This window comes from Centipeda flueggei ATCC 43531 (genome assembly GCF_000160695.1).
In the GTDB taxonomy this organism is placed as follows: Bacteria; Bacillota; Negativicutes; order Selenomonadales; family Selenomonadaceae; genus Centipeda; species Centipeda flueggei.
This window is the reverse complement of record NZ_GG694006.1, coordinates 348,502-370,951: the sequence shown is the minus strand read 5'-3', so window position 1 is coordinate 370,951 and position 22,450 is coordinate 348,502. Positions and strand designations below refer to the sequence as shown.

At 53.0% G+C, this 22,450-nt stretch carries 22 protein-coding genes and 1 riboswitch; of the genes, 18 read left to right on the top strand and 4 right to left on the bottom strand.

Annotated features, from left to right (window positions below; genetic code table 11):
* Positions 1-11 precede the first annotated feature (11 nt).
* The 6 genes from mrdA (at position 12) to HMPREF0908_RS01795 (ending at position 7,345) form a co-directional block, all read left to right on the top strand.
* Complete coding sequence (mrdA, locus tag HMPREF0908_RS01820; protein ID WP_040572324.1) at positions 12-1,799, top strand: penicillin-binding protein 2; 1,788 nt, start codon at positions 12-14, stop codon at positions 1,797-1,799.
* Positions 1,800-1,808: 9 nt separating this feature from the next.
* A complete protein-coding gene (minC, locus tag HMPREF0908_RS01815; RefSeq protein ID WP_040572487.1) occupies positions 1,809-2,453 on the top strand; it encodes a septum site-determining protein MinC in 645 nt (214 codons plus the stop codon).
* Between the two features lie 9 nt (positions 2,454-2,462).
* The gene (gene minD / locus HMPREF0908_RS01810; RefSeq protein ID WP_006689713.1) at positions 2,463-3,257 is read left to right on the top strand and encodes a septum site-determining protein MinD; all 795 of its coding nucleotides are present in this window, start codon (positions 2,463-2,465) and stop codon (positions 3,255-3,257) included.
* 12 nt (positions 3,258-3,269) lie between these two features.
* The gene (gene minE / locus HMPREF0908_RS01805) at positions 3,270-3,551 is read left to right on the top strand and encodes a cell division topological specificity factor MinE (protein ID WP_006689712.1); all 282 of its coding nucleotides are present in this window, start codon (positions 3,270-3,272) and stop codon (positions 3,549-3,551) included.
* Positions 3,548-4,654, top strand: coding sequence for a rod shape-determining protein RodA (gene rodA, locus HMPREF0908_RS01800; RefSeq protein ID WP_006689711.1), 1,107 nt, complete (start codon positions 3,548-3,550; stop codon positions 4,652-4,654). The genes minE and rodA overlap by 4 nt, the downstream gene beginning before the upstream one ends.
* Positions 4,655-4,729: 75 nt before the next feature.
* Positions 4,730-7,345 (top strand): TIGR03960 family B12-binding radical SAM protein, encoded by a 2,616-nt coding sequence (locus HMPREF0908_RS01795; protein WP_040572486.1) that lies wholly within the window; start codon positions 4,730-4,732, stop codon positions 7,343-7,345.
* 5 nt (positions 7,346-7,350) lie between these two features.
* Here the strand turns inward: HMPREF0908_RS01795 and HMPREF0908_RS01790 are convergent, their stop codons facing one another.
* Together HMPREF0908_RS01790 and HMPREF0908_RS01785 are read right to left on the bottom strand one after the other, a co-directional pair.
* The gene (locus tag HMPREF0908_RS01790) at positions 7,351-8,250 is read right to left on the bottom strand and encodes a transglycosylase domain-containing protein (RefSeq protein WP_006689709.1); all 900 of its coding nucleotides are present in this window, start codon (positions 8,248-8,250) and stop codon (positions 7,351-7,353) included.
* Complete coding sequence (locus HMPREF0908_RS01785) at positions 8,238-9,011, bottom strand: DUF4931 domain-containing protein (protein WP_040572484.1); 774 nt, start codon at positions 9,009-9,011, stop codon at positions 8,238-8,240. The genes HMPREF0908_RS01790 and HMPREF0908_RS01785 overlap by 13 nt, the downstream gene beginning before the upstream one ends.
* Before the next feature lie 159 nt (positions 9,012-9,170).
* Between HMPREF0908_RS01785 and trmD the strand changes: the two genes are divergently transcribed.
* From trmD to HMPREF0908_RS01770, 3 genes are read left to right on the top strand one after another with little or no spacing between them, the layout of a single operon-like run.
* Positions 9,171-9,965, top strand: a complete 795-nt coding sequence (gene trmD, locus HMPREF0908_RS01780; RefSeq protein ID WP_006689707.1) for a tRNA (guanosine(37)-N1)-methyltransferase TrmD — start codon at positions 9,171-9,173, stop codon at positions 9,963-9,965.
* A 37-nt stretch (positions 9,966-10,002) separates the two neighbouring features.
* On the top strand, positions 10,003-11,460 hold the full coding sequence (locus tag HMPREF0908_RS01775) for a nicotinate phosphoribosyltransferase (RefSeq protein WP_040572323.1): 1,458 nt from the start codon (positions 10,003-10,005) through the stop codon (positions 11,458-11,460).
* A gap of 17 nt (positions 11,461-11,477) precedes the next feature.
* Positions 11,478-12,350: a shikimate dehydrogenase gene (locus HMPREF0908_RS01770; protein WP_006689705.1), complete on the top strand. Its 873-nt coding sequence runs from the start codon at positions 11,478-11,480 to the stop codon at positions 12,348-12,350.
* A 146-nt stretch (positions 12,351-12,496) separates the two neighbouring features.
* Positions 12,497-12,647, top strand: a riboswitch (molybdenum cofactor riboswitch).
* Positions 12,648-12,758: 111 nt separating this feature from the next.
* Here the strand turns inward: HMPREF0908_RS01770 and HMPREF0908_RS01765 are convergent.
* Complete coding sequence (locus tag HMPREF0908_RS01765; RefSeq protein ID WP_245522895.1) at positions 12,759-13,694, bottom strand: aldo/keto reductase; 936 nt, start codon at positions 13,692-13,694, stop codon at positions 12,759-12,761.
* 114 nt (positions 13,695-13,808) lie between these two features.
* Between HMPREF0908_RS01765 and HMPREF0908_RS01760 the strand changes: the two genes are divergently transcribed.
* Together HMPREF0908_RS01760 and HMPREF0908_RS01755 are read left to right on the top strand one after the other, a co-directional pair.
* A complete protein-coding gene (locus HMPREF0908_RS01760; RefSeq protein ID WP_040572322.1) occupies positions 13,809-14,051 on the top strand; it encodes a P-loop NTPase family protein in 243 nt (80 codons plus the stop codon).
* 121 nt (positions 14,052-14,172) lie between these two features.
* Positions 14,173-15,552: an MATE family efflux transporter gene (locus HMPREF0908_RS01755; RefSeq protein WP_006689702.1), complete on the top strand. Its 1,380-nt coding sequence runs from the start codon at positions 14,173-14,175 to the stop codon at positions 15,550-15,552.
* A 15-nt stretch (positions 15,553-15,567) separates the two neighbouring features.
* Here the strand turns inward: HMPREF0908_RS01755 and HMPREF0908_RS01750 are convergent, their stop codons facing one another.
* Positions 15,568-15,951, bottom strand: coding sequence for a hypothetical protein (locus HMPREF0908_RS01750; protein ID WP_006689701.1), 384 nt, complete (start codon positions 15,949-15,951; stop codon positions 15,568-15,570).
* A gap of 556 nt (positions 15,952-16,507) precedes the next feature.
* Between HMPREF0908_RS01750 and HMPREF0908_RS01745 the strand changes: the two genes are divergently transcribed.
* From HMPREF0908_RS01745 to HMPREF0908_RS01715, 7 genes are all read left to right on the top strand, one after another.
* Positions 16,508-17,497, top strand: coding sequence for a helix-turn-helix transcriptional regulator (locus tag HMPREF0908_RS01745; RefSeq protein WP_006689699.1), 990 nt, complete (start codon positions 16,508-16,510; stop codon positions 17,495-17,497).
* Between the two features lie 78 nt (positions 17,498-17,575).
* A complete protein-coding gene (locus HMPREF0908_RS01740; RefSeq protein ID WP_006689698.1) occupies positions 17,576-18,112 on the top strand; it encodes a WYL domain-containing protein in 537 nt (178 codons plus the stop codon).
* Between the two features lie 154 nt (positions 18,113-18,266).
* Positions 18,267-18,815: a hypothetical protein gene (locus tag HMPREF0908_RS01735; protein ID WP_006689697.1), complete on the top strand. Its 549-nt coding sequence runs from the start codon at positions 18,267-18,269 to the stop codon at positions 18,813-18,815.
* A 36-nt stretch (positions 18,816-18,851) separates the two neighbouring features.
* Complete coding sequence (locus tag HMPREF0908_RS10900; protein ID WP_156778191.1) at positions 18,852-19,568, top strand: hypothetical protein; 717 nt, start codon at positions 18,852-18,854, stop codon at positions 19,566-19,568.
* 119 nt (positions 19,569-19,687) lie between these two features.
* On the top strand, positions 19,688-20,443 hold the full coding sequence (locus HMPREF0908_RS01725; RefSeq protein WP_006689695.1) for a hypothetical protein: 756 nt from the start codon (positions 19,688-19,690) through the stop codon (positions 20,441-20,443).
* A gap of 81 nt (positions 20,444-20,524) precedes the next feature.
* Positions 20,525-21,289 carry a hypothetical protein gene (locus tag HMPREF0908_RS01720; RefSeq protein ID WP_006689694.1) on the top strand — a complete coding sequence of 255 codons (765 nt, stop codon included), beginning with the start codon at positions 20,525-20,527 and terminating at the stop codon, positions 21,287-21,289.
* 87 nt (positions 21,290-21,376) lie between these two features.
* Positions 21,377-22,234 carry a hypothetical protein gene (locus HMPREF0908_RS01715; RefSeq protein ID WP_006689693.1) on the top strand — a complete coding sequence of 286 codons (858 nt, stop codon included), beginning with the start codon at positions 21,377-21,379 and terminating at the stop codon, positions 22,232-22,234.
* The last annotated feature ends 216 nt before the right edge of the window (positions 22,235-22,450 follow it).

The window sequence follows — 22,450 nt, the reverse complement described above, 5'->3', positions numbered from 1 at the left end:
GGAGTGTGACTGTGAACGAAAATGAAGATTTCAGCGGACGCCTGCATTTCCTCAGCGGCGTGATCGTTCTCATCATTGCCGTACTCATCGGACGTGCTGCTTACCTTCAAATATATGAGGGAGAATTATATACCCGTCTTGCGGAGGGAAACCGTATTCGCATCATCCCCGCAGAGGCGGCACGAGGGACGTTTTATGACCGCAATGGGGAACTGCTGGTGACGAATCGTCCCGGGTTCACAGTCTCGCTGCTTCCCCTGACTGAGCCGATCTCCATGGAGGTGATCGCGCGGGTATCGAAACTCATCAACGTTCCCGTTGCTGAGATTCAGAAGAAGATCGATGCACATGTCGGGTTCGATCCCATCCGCATCAAAAATGATGTGCTTCCCGATATCGTCACGGTGATCGAAGAGCAAAAGGATGAGTATCCAGGTGTTGTCATCGAGGTTCTTCCCGTCCGTGACTACATCTATGGTGAATATGCAGCGCATGTGTTCGGCTATGTTAGTGAGATCAACGAGGAGGAACTGGAAAAGCGCAAAGGTGAGGGGTATAAGTCCGGCTATATCATTGGCAAGTTTGGTCTGGAACGTGTCTATGACAAGGAGGTGCGCGGGGTTAATGGCGGCGACCAGGTCGAAGTGGATGTATCCGGACGTCCCGTACAGATCCTCGGACGTCAGTCGCCCGTTCCGGGCAATGATTTGGTTCTGACCATTGACAAGCACATCCAGGAAGCTGCAGAGCGTGCCGTCGATGAACAGCTTGCTGCTGTTCATGCCAACGCCGCAGCTGCTGTCGTCATGAACCCTCAGACAGGTGAGGTGCTCGCGATGGTCAGCCGACCGGCGTTTAATCCAAATCTCTTTGCAGGAGGCATCTCCACGCAAAACTGGAATGTTCTCAACAACAACCCGTTCCATCCCATGGACAACAAGGCGATTACGGGGGAATACCCGCCGGGGTCGACCTTTAAAATTGTCACGGGGACAGCAGCACTCGCAGAGCATAAGGTGACCCCGCAGGAGAAGATCTTTGACTCCGGGCGCCATTGGATCATTCCGAAGACGAATGCCGCAGGCGAGGCCCTGGGCTGGATCAATTTCCAGCAGGCGATGGCGCACTCGGATAACGTTTACTTTTACGAGATGGGCAACCGTCTCGGTGTTGATACTCTCGAACGCTATGCCCGCATGTTCGGGCTCGGGCAACGTACGGGGGTCGATCTGCCTTATGAGGCAGAGGGGTTGGTGCCAAACCGCAAATATAAGAAGGACAACTATGAAGATGGTGACTGGTATCTTTCGGAGACCTTTGATGCAGCGATCGGGCAGGGATTCAACCTTGTGACACCGCTCCAAGCAGCGATGGTCATGGGGGAGATTGCGGCGAACGGCAGGCGCTATCAGCCGCATCTTGTGCAGCGTATTGTGGATGTCAATGGAAATACGGTGCGTGAGTTCCAGCCGGTGCTGCTTTCGGAATTGGATGTGAACAAAGGGGTCATTCGCCAAGTGCAGGAGGGACTGCACGAGGTGACGAAGATCGGCACGGCAGCGGGGGTCTTTGCCGGATTTCCCATTGATATTGCCGGCAAGACGGGGACGGCGGAGAATTCGCAGGGGCGAGATCATGGTTGGTTTGTGGCGTATGGGCCTTTTGCGAATCCGAACATTGTGGTTGCCGTGATCGTAGAGCAGGGCGGCTTTGGTTCCCTGTCGGCCGTACCGATCGGCCGACGCATCATGGAAGCCGCCTTTGGCCTGGATCAGGAGCGGCCTGCAGGGAGCAAGTGAGGGATGGAAATGAGTGAGGAAAAGATCAAGATCAAGGGGGAGAACGGCGGCTTGTCGCTTGCCTTTCCCCCTGCCATGCCCTTTTCGGAGATCATGGAAGAATTAGGGAAAAAACTGGATTCCGGCGCTGGATTCTTCCTGCGCGGGACACTGGTGCGTGTACCGCGTGATCTGTTCTCCAAGCAAGAGCTGGCGGAGCTGCAGGAACTCTTTCGGACGCATGGCCTGATCTGCCGCCAGGAAAAGCCTAAGCCGGCACCGCTGCCGCCGCAGATGGCTGCCGATGTTCAGGCACCTGCCGTACAGGAGAGTGAGGAGCCGGAACTCCGGCAGATGCTCGTTGTCGAGAAGACGCTGCGCGGCGGGCAGGCGATCGAAACGGAGGGATCGGTCATCGTCTTCGGCAACGTCAACCCTGGGGCACAGATCACGGCAGGAGGAAGCGTTGATGTACGCGGTACATGCCGTGGCGTAATCCATGCGGGAGCGGCAGGAGATACGACAGCATTTGTCATTGCAGATCATTTGATGCCGACGCAGATCCGTATTGCCAACTATGTTGCCCGCTCACCGGATGAGCCGGAGGACAGCGGAAAAGCAGAGCGTGCATATGTGAAGGACGGTCGGATCGTCATTGAACCAATAGAGAGGTAGGTCCGTAGTATGAGTGAAATCTATGTGGTGACATCAGGTAAGGGAGGCGTTGGAAAAACGACGACGACAGCGAACATTGGCGTCGGATTTGCCATGCGCGGCAAGAGTGTCGTGCTCATTGATACCGATACGGGGCTGCGTAATCTGGATCTCTTGCTTGGCCTTGAGAATCGCATCATGTACGATCTCGTCGATGTGACATCCGGGCATGTACCGTATAAAAAAGCACTGGTTCGCCACAAGAAATACGATTCGCTCTATCTCCTGCCGACCTCACAGGTCAAAGATAAGAGTGCCGTAAATCCGGATGAACTCGCAGCGCTCTGTGAAGAGCTGCGCCGTTCTTATGATATCATCATCATCGACTGCCCTGCAGGAATCGAGCAGGGCTTTAAGACAGCAATTGCTGCGGCAGACACAGCAATTGTGGTCACGATGCCGGAGATTTCTGCGGTGCGTGATGCCGATAAGATCATTGGGGAACTCGGCCGTGCCGATAAGGAGGATATCTGCCTTGTCGTCAATCGTATCCGTCCGAAGATGATTGAGAAGGGCGATATGCTGGATATGGACGATATTGATGAGATCCTGTCAGTCAAGTGCATCGGACAGATTCCCGATGATGAGATGGTCGTAACGAGTACAAACCGTGGCGAGCCATGTGTCACCATGAAGGGGTCACCTGCCGGACAGGCATATCTTGATGTGGTTGCGCGGCTCTGCGGCGAGGAGGTTCCTTTCCGTGAACTAGGAAAAGAGAGCCTCTGGGAAACGATTAAGGGCAAACTCTTTGGGAAGAAGTAAGGGGGCGTTGGCGTGATTGAGGCACTGAAAAGACTTCTCGGCAGAAAGGAGAGCTCAGGCGATGTCGCACGCCGCCGTCTGCAGCTCGTTATCATCAATGACCGCGCGAATGTTTCCCCGGAAATCATGGATAACATGAGAGCGGAGATCATTCAGGTGATTTCGAAGTACATGTATATCGATACGCGGGAAATGGAATTTGCGCTCGAGAATGAAAATGATACAATGGCACTCGTCGTCAATATTCCTGTCGTCAGCGTTCAGCACGGCGGCGGTCATAGGAATGTGCGATGATTCTTTCGAAACGCCTGCTGCGCCGCACAGATCTGACACTTATCGCGGCAGCGGCTGCCATTGTCATCATGAGTCTCATCATTATCGGCAGTGCGACACATGTCAATACACCGAGTGAGGAACGCTACTGGTTTGTGCAGAGGCAGGGCATTTCCATTCTGGTGGATATTGCGATTGCCGCCTTTTTGATGAACTTCGACTATAAAATCCTCCAGCGGTACGGAAACCACTTCTATGTGTTCAATCTTGTCCTGCTGATCCTTGTTATGCTTATCGGGCAGACAGCGCTTGGTGCGCAGCGGTGGATCGCACTCGGTCCGATCAGTATACAGCCATCAGAGTTCTCTAAACTCATCATGATTATCGCGCTTGCAGCAATGCTCGAAAAGCGTGGAAAGATTGATTCCTTGATGGACCTCGCCCCTATTGCAGCCTATGTCGGCATACCATTCCTGCTCGTCTTGAAGCAGCCGGATCTTGGGACATCGCTTGTCTTCCTGGCGATCTTCTTCGGCATGATCTTCGCGGCAGGGATTCGTCTCCGTATTCTCTTCGGAATTTTCGCTGCGGGACTGGCGGCGATGCCCGTGCTGTGGCATTTTCTCAAAGACTACCAAAAAATGCGCATCATGGTGTTTATGGATCCGAATGTCGATCCGCTCGGTGCAGGCTATCACATCATCCAATCGAAGATTGCGATTGGCTCGGGTATGCTGTTCGGGAAGGGGCTCTTTGGCGGGACGCAGAGCCAGCTGAACTTCCTGCCCGAGAACCATACGGACTTTATCTTCTCCGTCGTAGGAGAGGAGCTTGGCTTTGTCGGCTGTACCATTTTGCTCCTCCTCTATCTCGTCGTCCTATGGCGTGGGATACGCATCGCGCAGAATGCAAGCGATACATTCGGACGGCTGCTCGCGGTCGGAATCACATCAATGATTGCTTTCCATGTTCTCATCAATGTTGGAATGACAATGGGCATCATGCCGGTTACGGGCATACCGCTGCCGCTCATGAGCTACGGTGTCAGCTCACTGACGACAAATATTATGGCGATCGCCATCCTGCTGAACATCCAGCTGCGGCGGCAAAAGTTACTCTTTTAGATTTTTCGGGGCTGCCTGCCTTCGTGCAGCGCAGCCCCTTTTCTTATGAACGATACAAGGTGGGGACAGGAAATGGTGGTACAACTCGATCACAGCATGCTCCAGTCGGTGCTGAAGCCTGCGCGGTATACGGGGGGGGAGTGGAATGCCGTCCATAAGGACTGGGACGGCGTTCGGTGCAGATTCGCACTGGCTCTGCCCGACGTCTACGAGGTCGGCATGAGCAACCTCGGGCTCGCCATTCTCTACGAGATTCTAAATCGCCGTGCGGATATCGCGGCAGAACGCGTCTACGCTCCGTGGATCGATATGGAGGAGGAGATGCGTGTGCGCGGGATTCCGCTCTTCTCACTGGAATCTCGTCACGCAGTTCGTGCATTTGACTTCGTCGGCTTCTCTCTCCAATATGAGATGATCTACTCGAATGTGCTGAATATGCTCGATCTGGCGGGAATCCCGCTTTATGCGGCGGAGCGCGGTGAGGATATGCCGTTCGTCGTCGGCGGCGGCCCATGTGTTTACAACGTCGAGCCGATTGCCGACTTCTTCGACTTCTTTGTCATCGGCGAGGGAGAGGAGGTACTGCCCGAGATCTGCGACTGCTTTATCCGGTGGAGCGCAGCGGACAGACCGGGCGGACGGCGCGGATTCTTGACGCAGCTGCTCGGCGTGGACGGCATCTATGTGCCGTCATTCTATGCGCCCGTCTACGATGCACAAGGAAATTTCGTGCGCATGGATGCGCTTCACCCTGATGCGCGTCCCGTGATCTACAAGCGCGTGGTGAAGGACATGAACGATGCTGTCTCAGCAGAACATCCCATCGTTCCCTATATGGACATCGTGCACAACCGTGCCATGCTCGAGCTCTTTCGCGGCTGTTCACGAGGCTGCCGCTTCTGTCAGGCGGGTATCGCCTACCGTCCTGCACGTGAGCGCACGGAGAAACGACTGCGGAATATGGCGCATGAGATGATTTCCTCCAGCGGCTACGATGAGATGAGCCTAACCTCGCTCTCTTCGGCGGACTACTCGGGGCTTGGATGTCTCGTGGATGATCTCATCGATGACTATCGGGACGAGAAGGTCAGTGTCTCTCTCCCGTCTCTGCGCATTGACAGCTTTTCCGTGGAGCTCGCGCAGAAGGTACAGCGTGTGCGTAGGTCTGGACTGACCTTTGCGCCTGAGGCAGGGACGCAGCGTCTGCGCGACGTTATCAATAAAGGGGTGACGGAGGAGGATTTGCTCACAGCATGCGGGGCGGCATTCCGTCACGGATGGAAGCAGGTGAAGCTCTACTTTATGATGGGGCTGCCGACGGAAACGGATGAGGACATCATCGGCATCGCCCTCCTCGCGAAGAAGGTCGTCGATCTCTATACGGAGATTCGCGGACGGCGTGGGTGCAAGGTCACCGTCTCCGTCTCCTGCTTTGTACCGAAACCGTACACACCGTTCCAGTGGTTTGGGCAGCTATCAATTGAGGAATTTCAGCGGCGTCAGCAGCTTCTGAAGGAGAATATCGCGGATCGAGCGATCACATTTCACTATCATGATGCGCGCCTTTCCGTGATCGAGGGAGTCTTTGCACGCGGTGACCGCCGCCTTGCGCCGGCACTTCTTACCGCGTGGAAAAATGGGGCGAAGTTTGACGGCTGGTCGGATCTCTTCGACGATGCACGTTATTTCGCTGCCTTTGCGGACTGCGGTGTCGACTGGACGTATTACAGCCGCCGCACACGCACGATCGGAGAACCACTGCCGTGGACACACACCTCACCCGGCGTGCTCGAACGCTATCTGAAAACGGAGTGGCAGAAGGCACTTACGGCATCTCTTACGGAGGACTGCCGACGCACGCACTGTACGGGCTGCGGGATTTGTCCGACGCTCGGCGTCGACGTAATCGACTATGCTGCCGAGGAAGAGCAGGATATACCTGCAGTACATGGAGCGGCGGACATGACTGCTGATCCGTCAAAACAGGGAGGAGCGCCGCAGGAACGCATGGCCGTACGCTATCGCGGACTCATCACCAAGGGCGAGGAACTGCGCTATGTTTCCCATCTCGACTATGCGAACCTCTTTGTCCGCGCATGCAAACGTGCAGGGCTTCCCATGGCGTATTCGGAGGGCTTTAACCCGCACATGAAGGTCGCCTTCGCCTCGGCGCTCTCGTTGGGCGCAGCGAGCGATGCGGAATATGTGGACTTTGAGATGACCGAGGAACTGCCTCCTCATGAGGTCATGCAGTGCCTGCGGTCGCAGCTCCCGCGCGGAGCAGAGATCATCCGTCTGCGCCTTCAGGAGGGGAAACACCGCGCCCTGATGGCAGAGGTGGATGAGGCACGCTATCGGCTCAAGATCCCCTATGATGGAGATCTCGCACCCGTACGTGAGAGCGTACGCCGCTACAACGCCGCCGTGCATGCTGTATGGGAACGTGTGACCCCGAAAAAAAGCCGCAGCATAGAGACAAAGGAATACATAAAGGCACCCATTTCGTTTCAGTATGAAAATGGATGCCTCATTCTCTGGATGCATCTGGCGGTCAGACCTGCAGGCAGTGTGAAGCCCATCGAGGTGCTCAGCGTGATGGCACGGGATTTTGCTCTGCCGATCGACCCTGCCGAAGCGTACGTGACGCGCACGGGACTCTTTGCGGAGGAAACAGCACTCATCGACCGCTGAACGCCCTAACGGCGCGGGCGCAGAATAAGAGCCTGCAGCTTCGCATCTTCCGCCGTCCGCGCATCAATCATTCCCTGTGCCTGCATTGCATCCAGCACGACCGCCTGCCGCTTCTTCGCCGCGATGAAGTTCACGGATGGTGAGACCTCGGACGGTGCATTCGGAACACCCGCGAGCATGGATGCCTCGGGCAGATCGAGTGCGTCAGGAGACTTCCCAAAGTACCCGTCGGATGCCGCATGTACGCCGTAAAATCCGTCACCGTAGTAGACAACATTCAGGTACATTTCGAGGATTTCCTCCTTTGAACAGGCGATCTCGATGTCCAGGGCGAGCAGAAGCTCCTCGGCTTTGCGTACAAAGGTCTGCTCACTGCCGAAGAAAAGATTCTTCACCAGCTGCTGTGTGATCGTGCTTGCCCCCTCCTCGATGCGCCCATGCTGGATGTTGACGAGGGTCGCGCGTGCCATGCCCGTCATGTCGAATCCATGGTGCTCATAGAAACGTCGATCCTCCACCGCGATGATGGCATGCTGCAGATCGGGGGCGATGCGTCCGATGGGGACGTAGTCCGCACGGTCAAGACGCGCATCGATGGCGCGTCGTACAAAGAGCACGCGCAGAATTCGATCGGCCGCATCCGGCTCGCAGATCTCATGCAGCTGATTCGCAGGCTTTTGATGCTCCGCCTCGGGCAGCAGTGTACCGAGCTCCTGCCATGTATGCGGTGCGAAGAAGAATGTCCCCGCACCAACGAGAAGCAGTATAGGAATCAGTATCATGAAAAAACGCCCGAGGGAAAGGGGCGTTTTTTTTCTGCGCGATGGCTTCTTTCGCACGCTGCTTCTGCGCCGCGTTTTCCTGCGGCGCGGCATTTCTTCAATCGTGTTGTTCATGTCCTGCATTTTGTATGGTCGCTTTCAAAATATATTGTTCGGATCTCATCCCGCATCTCCTTTAGATTCGATGGAAGCAGGCGGATGTTGTAGCCGATAAAGACAGGGGAGGTCGCAAAGCGCGGCAGAATCTTGATGAAGATATCCGCGCCGTCATGGTAGAAGAAAATATTATAGCTGTCATTGCGCCGCCGGATAAAATCCACGGCAATCTGTATGTAGTCGGCAATCACATTGGTTGTACGCACATTCCGCGGGATAATATTGAGCTCGCGAAAGCCGACGCGCGGATGCGTGGAGAGCGTGAACGCCACGCCGTCCGTTTCGTCAATCGTTAGTCCCTCAAACTCCTCACGGGAGAAGGCAAGCTCCGGACGAAAATGGGGGAAGCCGACGAGCTGCATGTGCGGGTGGCGGATCGTTCCGCCTGAGTACGGACCGTAGTTCTTGAAAAAGAGCACTGTATCGTATGCGCCGCTCTCGCGCATCTTCTTCCAGTGCCGCATGCCGAAGGCAATGAGGCGGCGGATATGCGCCTTGGAATACTCGGGAATATCGGCATAACAGTCTGCCCCCTCGATGAGGACGAATTGGTCGGCTTCCTCAATCACATTGTATTTATTTTTGAGCAGGATGATGTCGCCGTCCCTTTCGATGATGCCCGTCAGTTTTGACGTGTCGCAGAACGGGCAGGGAACATCGCTGTGCAGAATATTCTCAGGCTTTTGCCGTCCGATGCTGACATTGAAATGTGCAAGGTTGATTTCCATGGTACCGCTCCAAATCACTGCCATAGTGTTGACTTCTCCATTATATATCAAAGTGCAGTTTTTCTGAATATATTTATCAAATATTTTGCAGAGACGCCGCAATTTGTCTGCGGCTTCATGCTATAATGAAGGATATGCAGAAAGTAGGATGAAGCAGCTATGAGAATTGACCTTGTGACGCTTTTTCCCGCGATGTTTGCGGGCGTATTTGGCAGCAGCATCATTGGACGCGCAGTGCAGCGCGGGCTCATCGACATCCACTATACAGATTTTCGCGACTACGCGGCGGATAAGCATCATCATGTGGATGATACGCCGTGCGGCGGCGGGGCAGGCATGGTGCTGAAGCCTGAGCCTCTGTACGCCGCCGTGCGCGACGTGTATGGGAGGACCGCTGCGTATGCGGAGCACCGCTGTACGATCATCTTCGATCCCGCAGGGGAGGTGTTTACCCAGCGTGCAGCAAAGGAACTCGCATCGTATGAGCAGCTGGTGCTCATCTGCGGACACTATGAGGGCTTTGACGCGCGAATCTATGATCTCGCAGATCGACTGATCTCCGTCGGAGATTTTGTCCTGACGGGCGGGGAGATTCCTGCTATGCTGACCGTGGACGCTACGGCGCGGATGCTGCCGGGCGTGCTCGGTGATGCCGCATCCGCCGCAACAGACTCCTTCTTCGATGGGCTGCTCGGCTATCCGCAGTACACACGCCCACGTGACTTCGAGGGCAAAGCTGTCCCCGACGTCCTCCTCTCGGGCAATCATGCAGAGATCGCCCGCTGGCGGCACGAACAGGCACTTCTCACGACGATGCGGCATCGCCCTGAGCTCCTCGCACGCGTCACGCTGTCACAGGCAGACCGTGATTTTTTAGAGCAGCAGACGAAAACAAAAGAAAATAAAGAATCTTTGCGTGAATCTCCAGAAAATGCTATAATGGATTCGATTTGATCTGTCTTGTTTCTATGCCCGATAGGGGGAACGCGCTGTGACACAGTTTGATAAACGAAATCTATCCATGATGATGGATTTCTACGAAATGACCATGTCCTATGGATATTTTCATCAGCCGAACCGCGATGTTCGCGTGGCGTTCGATCTCTTTTTCCGTTCCGTCCCCGACAAGGGGGGCTACGCCATCTTTGCGGGGCTTCAGCACGTCATCGAGTTCGTGGAGAATATCTCCTTCTCCGATGCGGACATTGCCTATTTCCGCAAACAGAACCTCTTCTCTGAGGAATTCCTGGACTTCTTGCGCGGTTTCCGCTTCCGCGGCGACATCTACGCCATGCCTGAGGGAACGATCATCTATCCGAATGAGCCGCTCCTGACGATTGTTGCACCGATCATCGACGCACAGCTTGTGGAGACGGCGATCCTCGCGCAGATCAACCATCAGTCCCTCGTCGCGACAAAGGCGTCGCGCATCGTGCGTGCCGCCGAGGGGCGCAAAGTTGCGGACTTCGGTGCGCGGCGCGCGCACAATATGGACGCGGCAACCTATGGGGCACGCGCGGCGTACATCGGCGGCATCGACATGACGGCGACGGTCTCGGCAGGGCAGCAGTTTAATATTCCCGTCTCGGGCACTATGGCGCACAGCTGGGTCATGTTCTTCAAGGATGAGTACACGGCGTTCAAACAATATGCAGAGATCTACCCACAGGCCACCGTCCTCCTCGTCGACACCTACGATGTGCTTCACTCGGGTATCCCAAACGCCATCCGTATCGCCCATGAGGTTCTCGCGCCGCAGGGACATCGTCTCGCAGGCGTGCGTGTGGACTCGGGCGACCTCGCCTATCTCTCGAAGCGCATTCGAAAAATGCTCGATAAGGCGGGTCTTGAGGACTGCAAGATCATCCTCTCGAACAGCCTCGATGAGTTCACCATCTCATCCCTCCTCCTGCAGGGCGCACGCGTGGACAGTTTCGGTGTCGGCGAACGGCTCATCACGGCAAAGTCCGATCCTGTCTTCGGCGCCGTGTATAAGCTCGTCGCTGTGGAGGAGAACGGCATCTTTCAGCCGCGCATCAAGATGTCGGAGAATGTCGAGAAACTGACGAATCCGGGACTGAAGGATCTCTACCGCATCTATGACCGTCACGGCAAGGCGGTCGCGGACATGATTGCAGTGCAGGGCGAACCGGTCGACCTCACGCAGCCGTTCCGCTATGTTGATCCGCGCAAGCCATGGAAAAACCGCTTCTTCGAGGGTGGTTCGGCGGTGAACCTGCGCCGTCTCTATGTCAGGGATGGGGAGCGGGTCGAGGAGCTGCCGCCCTTGGAGGAGATTCGCGCATATGTGCGCCGTCAGCTGGCGGAGGAGATCTGGCCGGAGGAACAGCGATTTGAGAATCCGCACCGCCACTATCTCGATACGACGCCGAACTACTACGAGCTGAAGATGGGACTGCTCGAAGAGGTGCGCGGGAAGCACAGCTGACGGGAAAGATAAGAGGGATGCACGTGATTACGGGGAAAACAAAAATACTGGGTGTGATCGGTGCGCCGATTGCACACAGTTTGTCGCCGATCATACAGAATGCGTCACTGCATGAGGCAGGTCTGGACTATGTTTATACGGCGTTTCCTGTGCGGCGTGATGCACTGGCTTCGGCGGTATGCGGACTGCGCGACGCGGGTGTGACAGGGTTCAACGTTACGATTCCGTTCAAGACAGAGATTATGCCGCTCCTCGATGCGCTGAGCGAGGATGCACAGCGCATTCGGGCGGTCAATACCGTCGTGATTGCATCGGACGGGACAATGACGGGGCACAATACGGATGTAACAGGCTTTATGGCAGGCTTTGCCGCGCGTGGGATTGGGCTTGCGGGAAAACGCACTGTCCTCATCGGCGCGGGCGGTGCAGCACGTGCCGCCCTCTGGGGACTCCTGCGCAGCGGCGTATCCTCTGTGTGCATCGGTGTGCGGAATCTCGCAAAAGGCAAGGCGCTCTGCACCGACTTTGCGGCAGACGGCACACTTGCCGTGTACTGCTTTGACGATCCGCACTTTCGGGATGTGCTTTGTACGGCAGACATTGTCGTGCAGACCACGCCGATCGGCATGAGCCCGCAGACGGATGCAATGCCGCCTGTGGATCCTGCGGCAATCAGCCCCTCTGCCGCCGTCTACGATCTCATCTATACCCCCGCCGAGACTGCATTTCTTCGTGCGGCGGCAGCGCATGGGTGCACGACAATCAACGGTGAGACCATGCTCGTTATGCAGGGCGCGGAGGCGTTCTCCCTCTGGACAGGTGTCCGACCGAACACCGACCTCATGCAGCGCGTTCTGCGCGAGGAACTCGCACGGAGGGAAGGTGCATGAAGCTCTTCTGTCGTTGCAGAGGACTGTTTGCAGCTTTTCCGGTCACTGCCGCTGACGGTACGAGTCGGCATGCGGTCGGATGTCAGCGGTATTTCAACATTCTCTTGATTTAATGCAATTCTCATACTATGCTAAGCAAGCAATTTACGCGCTATGTTTTTCAAACCGCCGTACCTGTGGCATACGCTATGGTACGGCGGTTTGACTGTGGCATGCAGTCACGGGGGAGCAGGCGGAAACGCCGCTCCCTGCCCGCAGAGATACTCTGCACTGCAAAGGAAAACCGGCAGAATGGCTGCTCTTTTTGTGTGCAAATTCTCGGATTTCCGGGGATTTTTTGTTGTATAAAAGAAAAGCTGCGGTACGGGGATATACCTCGTACCGCAGTCTTTTTGCATTTGTACTGATCTATACCATCCCTTTTTCCCAGTCGCGGATGATGTCAAAGTCGAGCTTGTCCGCCGTACTCTCGAGGAGGGTGATCTCCTCGGCGGTGAGTGTGATCTCCGTCGCGCGCAGTGCATCGGTAACGTGATGTTCCTTGGTCACGCCGATGATGGGAACCGTACCCTTGCCGATCGCCCATGCGATGGAGATCTGGGCGATGTTCGCCTTGTACTTGTCTGCGAGCAGTTTGAGCGAGAGGTTCAGTGTGTCGATCTTGTCCATGATCGGGTTGTAGACTGCTGCGCGCGCCGCGTCCGCCGGCATCGGATACAACGTGCTGTAGTGACCTGTGAGCGCGCCCTGTTCGAGCACCATGTAGGAGAAAAAGGGGATATCCTTCTTGCGGCAGTAGTCAAGGATGCCAGCCTCCTCGGAGAAGCGGTTGATCAGGCTGAAGTGGTTCTGTACCGCGCCGAGTTTCAGTCCATGATGTTGGAGGATGGTATCTGCTTCCTCGATCTGTCCCATGTTGTGGTTCGATACGCCGATGATGGGCGTATGTTCCGCTTTCTCGAAGAATGCGGCAAGGTGCTTGATCCACTGCGGTGCCTCAATTGCGTTGTGCACCCAGTAGATGTCGATGCTGTCTGTGCCAAGCAGCTTTTTTTGCATGGCCCACATATCCGCGACGGGACTGGCGGACGACTCATCCATGCACTGCGGTGTGAGCTTATCCGAGAGGAGGAAGGAGTCGCGTGCATACCCCTTGAGAAATGCGCCGAGTGTCTTCTCCGCTGTGCCGATCCCGTATGCATAAGCCGTGTCCCAGAGGGTCAGCCCATGCTGCATAGCGGAATCAAAGACGGGGCGCAGCTGATCCTCCGTGTATGCCGCGCCGAACGTGCCGTCGTTGCCCCATGCCCATGTGCCGAGTGCGATCTTTGGCAGCTTTGTCATTGTGAGTCCTCCCATTCCCATTGTGCTCCATTCTTTCTCTGTGTTGTTCTATCGGCAGTATACCATAAATTGTCGGTGTTCTGCAAAACGGTGGAGCATTATATCGATGGGCAAATGGCGCAAAACGCACAGAATTTTTCGTGCCATTGTGGTATTCTATATGAAGAGACAGTAAGGAGAGATAAGTTTGAAAAAATTGCGTTCTGGCAGACGTACGGCATCTATGCTCCTGACTTCGCGCAGGTGCAGGGCTATCGAAAGCTGGCGGAGGACATTGATCGGAACGAACAATTCAGCGTACCGACGCCGATGACGTTCGAGAAATTGGAGAACATGGTGGAGCAGTATGGGGATTGAGGTGAAGCGCGCCGGTGTGCGGCGTGCCCAGTGCAGCTGCAGTATGCCTGCCGTCTGGTGGGCGCTGTCTGTCCGCGCACGGGAGAATCGATGACGATACCACGCTGGTCAGGAGAGCGTTATGACGGAATCCATTGTGACACAAAAGGAGAATCCGCTTGCCATTGCATCCGTGGGCGGACTGATTCGGAAGTTTGCACTTCCTGCCATCGTCAGTATGCTCGTCAATACGGTTTACAACATCACGGATCAGATCTTCATCGGACATACGGTCGGCATCCTAGGAAACGCTGCGACGAATACCGCCTTTCCCATCGTGATTCTCTCCACGGGACTGGCGCAGCTCGTGGGCATCGGGACGGCGGCAAATTTCAACCTCTCTATGGGGGAAAAGGCGCAGGACGCCGCACGCAGCTACGTCGGCACGGGGCTCGTCATGTCCGCCGTGCTCGGCATCCTGCTCGGCGGTCTTATTTTCATCTTCCAGACGCCTGTGCTCCTGCTCTGCGGAGCGACGGAGAACGTTCTGCCGTATGCACAGCGTTACCTCGGAATTACGGCATGCGGACTGCCGTTTCTCCTCTTTTTCACGGCGCTCATCCGCGCGGATGGCGCGCCGTCCTATGCGATGCGATGTATGGTCAGCGGAGCCGTTCTGAACATTTTGCTGGATGCACTCTTCATGCTCGGATTCGGCTGGGGAATGGAGGGGGCGGCGCTCGCTACCGTCATGGCGCAGATCGTCTCATTCCTCGTATGTATTCGTTATTTCTCCCGCTTTCAGGCGTTTCCAATCGTGCGCACCATGCTGCGGATGCGGAGGCATGAGATGCTTCGTATCGCCAAACTGGGTCTGTCGAATTTTTTGAATCAGATCATCATGATGACTGTCGGCATTACGCTCAACAATATCCTCACGCATTACGGTGCGGCGAGCGTCTACGGTGCGGATATTCCGCTCGCTGTGGCGGGGATTGTCACGAAGCTCAATAGTGTGCTGATCGCCTTTACCGTCGGCCTGGCGCAGGGGTGTCAGCCGATTTTCAGCTTTAATATGGGGGCGGAGAACTACGGACGCATCAAGGAGACCTATCGCAAGGGACTTGTTTTTGCGTTGCTTTTAAGCATGGCAATCTTTCTGGTCTTTCAGCTCTTTCCACGCCAAATCACCGCCATCTTCGGCGGCGGGTCGGAGCTCTATTTTGACTTTGCCGAAAAATATCTGCGCATCTATTTGATGATGGTCTGCATCAGCGGTGTCCAGCCGCTCACCGTTAACTACTTCACGGCAATCGGCAGCGTTCGAACGGGGCTCATGCTATCCCTTTCGCGGCAGGGGCTCTTCCTCCTGCCGCTGCTCATCCTCCTGCCGCGCATCTTTGGGCTGGATGGCGCGCTGTACGCGGGCCCCATCGCCGAGATCCTCGCCTTCATCCTCGCTATGTCAACGATGTACCGTCACTGGCAGCAGCTGACACGCATGGAGCGGGAGGAATTGTGAAGGGGTGAGACATGTTCAGTAGTAATAGCTGCCCTGCAAGCGATAGCTCCAGCCAAGGGATTTCATGCAGAATTCAAATATCTGATTTCGCGGAATGACGACTGTGGTATGGTCACCTTTCATATCGCTGGTGACGTATCGCCACATATCCGTTTTATATTTACTGAACGTCCAGTTGACGACTGACAGAAGCTCTCCATCTCGTACTTCTTTGACGGATACCTTGAAAAATTTTCCTGTGCCTGATGTGCCGGTTTTCAAGGTTTCGTCCATCACATAGATGTCGACATCCTCGTAGTTCCAGTGTTCCACCCAGACATCTTGTGCCTCGCAGCTGTTCGTCGGCATGAAAATCGCAGCAGCTGCGACCAGCATCATGAACAAAATAAGCTTTTTCATGTTTCATTCCTCCATTTTTATGAAACAACTGATGATTAGGGAATCACTGATAAATTCAGTGTACGGCTTTTGACATATCTTTTTTGCCTGCGCTTCGGCGAAAAATCTCCCGCAGAGAACCACTCCGCATTCATTCTCTCATTTTGTTCAGACGAGAAAGCCGTGCCAATCTGATAGATTTCATTTTACCAGTGATTCCTATGATAACGCAAACAAAAAATGCTGTTGCTCTTATTTAATGACATCATGAGAGCGATTGGATGAATCTTGTTATGTCTGTCAACCAGGATTATGGAGAAGGAGCAGGAAAGTTACACATCAGCCGGCGAACAGACCACCATTTTGAATCACATCAATATGGAAATCGCCATATTAGCGGTTGGAATCTTTTTTGTTGCAAAGCATCATTAGGAGATGTATGTGTGGGACCATGTTTGCTGGACCTATGGTGCAGGGAGTTTAAGGTATTTATATCCGCCTGGAGAAATGTACAAAAAAAATGCACATCGTCTGTGCTATACTCTCTGTGTGAGCAAGATGAGAGGGAGATAGAGCAATGTATGGTGCAAATAAGAAAATGCTGAACCTGCTGATTCTGAAGGTACTGCAGGAGCACTCGGATGCAGAGCATAGGCTGACGCAGGGCGAGATTATCCGTCTGCTGCATTTGCAGTATGGGATTACCTGCGATCGCCGCTCGGTGCGCAGCAACATCCAGTCCCTGCAGGACATGGGGTACGGCATCGCAACGCATGGCGGATGTTGGCTTGTGGAACGGGACTTCGATGATGCCGAGCTGCGCATGCTGATCGACAGCGTGCTGTTCTCGCGGACGCTCTCGACAGCGCAGGCAAGGCGGCTCGTTGAAAAGCTGCGGTCATTCGGCAATCGCTACTTTCATGCAAAGGTTGCGCACATCTCGAATCTGCCCGAACTCGCACATGCGGACAACAAGCAGGTGATGATCGCCCTTGATGTGCTCAACGATGCCATCGAGGAAAAACGCAAGGTGCGGTTCACCTACAACACCTATGGGACGGACTTTAAACTCCATCCGAAACGGAGTAAGCCTTATATCGTCAATCCTTATCAACTTGTTGCGAACAACGGTTGGTACTATCTCATCGGCAACTACGACAAATACGACAACGTATCGCACTACCGCATTGACCGCATCACGGCGATTGAGATGCTGCCCGATGCGGCAAAGCCGAAGAGTGCTGTGCGCGAGTTTGCTCGTGGATTCAACCTCCCGCGCCACATGACAGAGCATATCTATATGTTCGGCGGCGAGAGCGTTACCGTGAAGATGCGAACATTTCCCTATATGATGGATGCGCTCGTTGACTGGTTTGGCAAAGCCTTCCGCATCATGCAGGAGGAGAACGATCAGATGATTGTCACGCTGTCGTGCAATGAGACGGCGATGAAGTACTGGGCACTGCAGTATGGTCTGTATGTTGAGATTCTAGAGCCGCAGAGCCTGCGCACGGCAGTTCGTGAGGCTATACGACGGATGGCAAGAGTGTATGAGGAGGACGTATGAATCTTTGGAGCAACATCTACACCTACTGACAGACACCGGAGGAGATCGATTGGGTACGCAGGACATTTGTGACAGACTTTGGCTATCATCAGCTTCACTTACAATAGCTATGGCAAAGACTTCCAGCTGCACCCCAGACGGAAAGAACCGTACATCGTGAACCCGTATCAGATGGTGGCAAATCAGGGCAGATATTATTTGCTCTGCAGTTACGACACAAGTAATCGACTTTCTCACTATCGCCTAGATTATATGACGAAGCTGGAGATGCTCGATGAGAAGGTCAAGCCGATGGATCAAATGGAAGATTTTGTCCAAGGCTACAGTTTACCCAAGCATATGGCAGAGCACATCTATATGTTCAGTAGTCCGAGCGTGCAAGTGAAGATGCGCGTCTCTGAGTACAAGATGGGAGCGCTGATCGACTGGTTCGGTAAGGAGTTTCGCATTGTTCAAGAGGAGTCGGGTAAACTTATTGTTTCCGTTGCCTGCAATAAACTGGCGATGAGATACTGGGCACTGCAGTACGGGGAGTATGCAGAGATTTTAGAGCCGGAAAGTCTGCGGGATGATATTCGTGACGCAGTCGATTGTATGGGAAGTGTTTATCGGTAAGTCGCATGCACTAACGATCACTTTTGTGGGAAGAATGTGCCACACACCGGAGGAGATGCGGGCATCATTGCTTTTCAAGCTCCATTTGCCAAAGGATCTAAAGGGATCCTGATGTTTTCGATGATAGGTATACACGGATCGGAGTTGAGGTACAATGAGAAAATTTGACAGTGAGTTAAGGAGAGCTCTTACGAAGCGATTGCCAAATAGACTCGATTATGTTGTGTCGTACAGAATTGAAGGGGCGGTAGAACTGCGCGAGATAACGACAGGGCATGATCGCGTGGTCATTATCATTGACTGCGAAACAGACGCAAAGACGATAGTGCCGATTCTGGATGCGCTCGTTCGATTTATAAAAAAGGACAATTACTTTTGGCTGTCGTATTACAGCGTATTTTTATGGCGGGATGAGATATTTTCGCCACTGTCACCTTTGCGTGTGTCGGCATCGAGACTTGGGCGGCACTTTGAAAAAATCGATGCATACGGAAACGCGAGCGGAAGTTGGGAAAATTTTAAGGAGATATATAAGTCCCACAAAAATGTAGGGCAGGCAATCCTCATCACGACAGCAAGGAAGGTCACTCAGTTGAGAGAAATGCGTACGATTGGAGCAAATAATCTGCTCCTTTTATATCCAAAAGATGATGAATCAGAAAACAAGGGGACAATTGCAGGTGTTCCTTGCATTGCTTATTGAAGATGGTTTTAGGTAATAGAGGGGGATATAACCGATATGAACTTTTATAGTCCAGCTGAGGAAAAGATATTGGAAATGTATGCAGCGAAACGTTTAAGTGTTCACCATGATGCTTCCACGAATCCCATTTGCGTTGCATGTAAAAATTTTTGCGACCAGAATGGGCTTGAACTTCAAGGTCCGATCAGCGCATGGTGCGTAGGTAAAAATTTTTATAAAAACTCTTATCGTGTATTATTTGTAGGGAAAACAGCTCGTGGTATTCCGGGAAGCGCGGAGACGCATTGTTACAATAACTTTACTGTTTCCAGAGATGTATTGTGGTATAAGAGAAGGTGGGCATACTGGAATTATACAAGATTGATTTGTCAAAACGTGTTTGGGAATGACAGCATTGAGAATATTGCTTTCACTAACATGGTAAAATGCAATGTTTCATCGACAACGGATAAGAATCCGAGAGAGATGAAGGATTTTTGTATTGCGCAACTCGAAATCATAAAAGAAGAGATAAAAATTATTAAACCCGCTAAGATCGTCTTTTATACGGGGAGAAACTATGATGGCTATATACGGAATTTGTTTGGTGACTTTACGGTCGAGGTCGATGGACAGTGTCAAATCGGAAAAGGGAATATGCCGTGGCTAGAGGCTGCTTCCGAGACGGATGGTATCCGTATATTGCGTGTCGGTCATCCTGAACGGAAAGCAATGGATTTTACGGATAAGATCAGCGCATGGATACAATCCTGATGTTATCGATCCGGTTCCATTGATATGTGGCGCAGAAGTCAGGGGAGATGATGTGATATTTGTATAAGGCTTTGAGAAAAATCCAGTCTTGACTGAAACGGATGAAAAGAGGGGGAACAATGTTTGAGGAAATGTTCAAAGACAAAGAGAATACCTCGATGGATCATGGGGTAAGACTCACCTGCACGGATGAGAGCGTGTTTTCTGCGCTTGCTCACTATTACTCTCATGTCGAGGAGTATGAATCCCGATGCGGGATGCCCGTGCGTCTATTTTATCCGGAAGTGGAACAGGAACATGAAACTCCAATCTCCATGGATGAGGTGTCTTGGCGAAATACCGTGTTGCTTTCGGACATGCAGGTGAGAAGCATACCATCTGAAGTGTTGAAAGAGCAGGATGCCATCTGTGTTTACCGTACGGATTCTGAGAAAAACTTTGCCGCCTGTGCAGAGCACTTGGTCGCGCTGCAGGAGAATGGCGGTGACCGATGCGCCATGCCTGCCGTCCTTTGTTTCACGGATGCCGATTCTGCGAAGGCTTATGTTTGTGGGTCGGGCTTATGGGCACCGCGTCAATCTCAGGTGGTTGGTGCGACATGGGACGATGTTTTACCGCTTCTTGCATCGACAAAAGGGATTCTGCAATGGATCTCGGGAGAATCTCTCCCGTTAGAGGAGCTGCCGTCTCGGAATGGAGCAGTACAGGGGGTACAGCTGATCTTCCGAGGTTCGGCAGATCTCTCCATGTTCGAAGTTATGGAAAAATCGGAAGCCATCGCCGGTTGTTTTGCAGATGGGGTAAATGTTCTATGGCAGATTGAGGTGCATGATAAGAACGAAATCCTTGTTTTTGTCGCACAGCCCATGCCCTAAAAACCATAGCACCCAAAGGGCAGTGAATTGAGTCGGCTCTATTTGTATGCAGGAAATCAACTTGGTGAGGAGAGAGCGAACATGCGAGTCTACGAGAGTACGCGCGAGCTTAGAATTGCGTGCAAGCATGATGATTTACTGCCGTCATTGAGCGAATACGCTCCTCATCAGGAGAGCTGTGAGATCGAATGCGACATTCCTGTCAAGCGGTTCTGTCGAGGGACAGAAAAAGCCGATTTGACACATGCCGAAGATGATGTTCGGGTCTGGCGAATCCTCTTGACGGCGGATGTATCCGTAGCAGAGATCCCTGTCGAAATGCTCAAGAAGCAGGATATGGTACTTGTCTATCGGACAAACAGCGAGAAGCAGCTGGCCGAATGCGTGCGACCGCTCTTTTCTCTGCAGAAGAGGGAGCCGGGTGAGGTCGTATGTCATCCTGCAGTCTTTTGTTTTGCCAATGTGGATGCAGCAAAAGAGTTTATTCGCTTCATTGGATGGCAGATGCTCGCTGATGTTCAAGTGATTGATATTGACTTCGATGATGTGATCAAGGCATTCGCATCACAGCAAGGCAATATTCTCTGCATATCGAAGAAAAATCTGTTTCCGCAGGAAAAATTGTCCGCACAAGATGCAGAAGTACAGGGAGCTTTGTTAATCTTTCGAGGGGATGAGCAGCTTTCAATGCTTGAAGTATGTGGACAAGCGGAGGAACTTAGTCGTTCTTTTCACGAAAGTGCAGACATTATATGGATGATCATAGAGTGTCATGAGCAGAGCGTGACTGCACTTCTTGCAACGAGTCTGACCGATCAAGGGTTTCGCTCGCGCGACGAATTATGATCAAACTGATGGGCATAGAGAGGTGCAGCATTCAAAAACTTGTGCGCGGAAAAGGCGTGCGATCAATCGAATGGATGGGGGGAAGAAATGTCATCCTACAAGGAAATTTGGGATCTGCGGATTACCTGTACCGATGAGAATTTGATCCCTCCGTTGGAGCACAATTATTCCTGTGTTATGGAATGTGATCCCTTATATGGTATGCCTATGCGACGGTTTTATAAAGAGCGCGAGAGATACGAAGGGGATGATGAGCCGTACGTGATATGGAAGTGGGCTTTAGACAGAGAAAGCTGCGAGGACAATGTGGACGAGGATGAAGTATGGCTATGGCGTGTTTTGCTGGTCTCGGGCACTCACATTGCAGAGATGCCGCCAGAGATATTCGAACAGCAGGATATGCTTCTCATATATCGTACAGCTTCCGAGGGGGAATTTATCGAATCCGTGCAGCCCTTGCTGGCGCGGCAAACGGATGAGTTTTACCGACATTTGAATAATCCCGATATTTTTTGCTTCGCAGATGCGGATTGTGCAAAGGCCTTTATGCACTGGTTTGGACTGTGGTGGGGCAAAAGCTGTTATGAGGATATGGGGGACTTGGACTATTTGCATGTCAGTAAAACGCTGGCATCGCGTGATGGGAAAATCCAATGTGTCTCTGAGGCAGGAGAATTGCCTGTCCGGGATGAGACAGTAGAGGGCGTGCTGATCTCTTTTAGTGTGGACGAAGAACATTCTCTCATCCCAGATGAAATGCTGGAATGGTGGGGGGTGTCAGAGCAGGAGGATGAGCTTTTCGATTATATTAGCGAAAAAGTGCAGGCGATTATCCCTTGCTTCCCGGCAGCACGATTTATATGGACAGTGAGAGTGGGTAAGAAATGTGAGGAGGTCGTGTTTATTGCCAGAGCGTTGATTTCCACATTAGGCATAAAAATTTAGCGAATTATTGATAAAAGGGGTGATATTAATGAGCGTCCTACTGAACCGCAAATGCTGTGCTACTTGTGAACATTGGATGGGCAAGCGAGAATCCGGCAAGTCTGTTCGCTGTGAAAATGATCGAGTTTTGGGTGTGTGCATCAATAAGAAGAGTTCGTTCAAGGGCAAAGAAACCAAGGCGGGGTACCACTGTGCCAATAAATACGAGCAGTGGAC